This window comes from Lysinibacillus sp. GbtcB16 (assembly GCF_019091145.1).
Classification (GTDB): domain Bacteria; phylum Bacillota; class Bacilli; order Bacillales_A; family Planococcaceae; genus Lysinibacillus; species Lysinibacillus fusiformis.
Genome location: NZ_JAGXJV010000052.1, coordinates 1 through 1,593 on the forward strand (window position 1 = coordinate 1; position 1,593 = coordinate 1,593).

Here is a 1,593-nt window from a genome sequence, read left to right on the forward strand (position 1 = left end):
GCTAAATCTTCTTTGAAGAATAATGGCTCTAAATCTTCTGCCATAACTTCATATGTTTGACCTGAATTAACAATCCCTACAGTTACTACGTTACCGTCCTGGTGCATTACTGTTAGTGCATATACATCATCAGATACCCAATCACCGGGAGTAAACTTCCCTGGGACTCTCCCTTTACGTCTAAATACTTCACGCCAACCCTCATCATCAATTTCTACTGCAGTAGCAAAACGGCACTTTTCAATATGATTAAATCCATAGTCACCTGCAATGGAACCTACACTTTTCCATTGACCCCATATCTCTACTTTGTCATTAATAGTATCCTTAATAACTTTTTCCACTTGTACAATTTGTAGGCCATCTTCCATTTCACATACAACCCAATGACCAGGAACCACTTTTGTTTCACCTATTTGTAAATTCATCATCATTTCCCCCTTAATCTAATGCTTCTATTTCTTTCAACGATCTATTAGAAACTTCAATACTACGAATACGAAAATCATAGTGTTTACAATAACGCTCACGGACTATACGGGCTGCGTCTTCCCTTGTTTCTGCTTCACAAAATTCCAACTTAAATCCAATGTTTGTAACAATATCCACCATATAGGTATCAATTTGCTCATATACGACAGCATCTTCTATTGTTAATTGCTCAACCATTTACAGGTACTTTTGCTAATGTAATTGTTAATTGCTTATCCAATAGTGTTCCTATTACTGCGTTCATCCAAAGATTAGGGTTAATCTTTCTCTTTAAAAACTCAATTACTGTAATTAATTCCTCTGTAGATAGCGGAACGAATTCACCTAGTTTTTCCTGGTTAAACTTACCGCCACGCTTTTCTATGTTTAAAGTAATGCTATTTTCTCTTACAAATTGTTCTGCAGTTACTAGATCAAACTGCCGCACCTTTTCTCTTCCGTATTTATCCGTTATCTCTTTTAGAGCATCTTTAATTACACCAAAGCTTACTACTTTTAATGTTTCTTCAGCTTGACCGCTGCATTGTTTACAAAGTGTCTTTTCCAATCCTTCAATATACATCGTTTTTTCATCAGAGGGCGGTATTGTATCACCGCAAATATCACAATATTCCCCTACATCAAAGATATCTACCATAATAAACATCTCCTATTTATCTATTTTTTTAAGTTCAGTTTCATAGAAACAATCCGTCTCATCTGGTTTTCCGAATTCATCAAGGTTGTCAATATTAACAACCCTGCGAATCGGATATTTACACTCATAACCTTCTTTTTCTTTTACGATTACTCGTTTTGCTAGCTCTGTTTTATCACCTGCACACATGTAATGTTTTGGCCGCCCATGTGAAGGGATTAAGAAACTAAATTTTTTCGAACGATATACTGTTTTCATAGGTTTGCTCCATATGATATAATTGCAAAAGTTAATATTTTTTAAAGGTCCCGTTGCAGCGGGCTTTTTTTATGCGTTTTTTCTAATGTGTTCCACAACTTCTTTACTTCCACCAACATCCTCTAAACGTTTTGCTACATCAAGAACATTTTTTCTTTCCTGCTCCCGATCATGTTTCATTTTTTTGTAATACATAGCTGATAACT

4 protein-coding genes are annotated in these 1,593 nt (G+C 35.4%); all 4 read right to left on the minus strand.

The window, feature by feature from the left end; translation table 11 throughout:
- A partial coding sequence (locus tag KVT27_RS23140; RefSeq protein WP_217582021.1) for a hypothetical protein occupies positions 1–428 on the minus strand: 428 nt, incomplete at its 3' end.
- Between the two features lie 13 nt (positions 429–441).
- Positions 442–669 (minus strand): hypothetical protein, encoded by a 228-nt coding sequence (locus KVT27_RS23145; RefSeq protein WP_217563175.1) that lies wholly within the window; start codon positions 667–669, stop codon positions 442–444.
- Positions 662–1,129 (minus strand): hypothetical protein, encoded by a 468-nt coding sequence (locus KVT27_RS23150; RefSeq protein ID WP_217563176.1) that lies wholly within the window; start codon positions 1,127–1,129, stop codon positions 662–664. Before KVT27_RS23150 ends, KVT27_RS23145 begins: the two co-directional genes overlap by 8 nt.
- A gap of 12 nt (positions 1,130–1,141) precedes the next feature.
- Positions 1,142–1,387, minus strand: a complete 246-nt coding sequence (locus KVT27_RS23155) for a hypothetical protein (RefSeq protein ID WP_217563177.1) — start codon at positions 1,385–1,387, stop codon at positions 1,142–1,144.
- Positions 1,388–1,593: the final 206 nt, after the last annotated feature.

Bases quoted from the DNA above. Each gene is read 5' to 3' on its own strand.
- KVT27_RS23145 (WP_217563175.1), bottom strand. From the start codon at position 669: ATGGTTGAGCAATTAACAATAGAAGATGCTGTCGTATATGAGCAAATT.
- KVT27_RS23150 (WP_217563176.1), bottom strand. From the start codon at position 1,129: ATGGTAGATATCTTTGATGTAGGGGAATATTGTGATATTTGCGGTGAT.
- KVT27_RS23155 (WP_217563177.1), bottom strand. From the start codon at position 1,387: ATGAAAACAGTATATCGTTCGAAAAAATTTAGTTTCTTAATCCCTTCA.